This window comes from Avibacterium volantium, from assembly GCF_049366555.1.
In the GTDB taxonomy this organism is placed as follows: Bacteria; Pseudomonadota; Gammaproteobacteria; order Enterobacterales; family Pasteurellaceae; genus Avibacterium; species Avibacterium volantium_A.
Map to the genome: position 1 here is coordinate 1 of NZ_JBMMGT010000074.1, position 390 is coordinate 390.

The 390-nt window shown below is 29.2% G+C and carries 1 pseudogene; it reads right to left on the reverse strand.

The features are described from left to right. Nucleotides 1–189: 189 nt before the first annotated feature. Nucleotides 190–390, reverse strand: a pseudogene (locus ACLS0A_RS11050) (transketolase); the annotation flags it as partial.

A 390-nucleotide genomic window follows, 5' to 3' on the forward strand; every position in this document is an offset into this window, starting at 1 on the left:
AAATATAATTACACCCATTGTTGAATAAATTATTTCTATTAAGTTTTCTATATAAACTGCACTTATAAATAGGTGCAGTTTTATTTTTTCTATTAACTAATTATTTCATAGCTTTATACTTTTTCCATATTAAAAGTATATCCATTAAATGGCTTTCATAAGCTATTTTCAAAATAATAAAAAGCAACTATATTCAGGGTGGCCTGGGGTTTTAGAATGTAATTGGCGGAATTGTTGTAAATCTGAAATGGTTAAATCATAGCCCGTTAAATGTAAAAGGCTGTAAATTAACATTGAACCGTGTCCATTTGATAACACAAATCTATCGCGGTTTGACCATTTTGGATTGGTTGGATTATGCACTAAAAAATCACGCCATAATACTTCGGC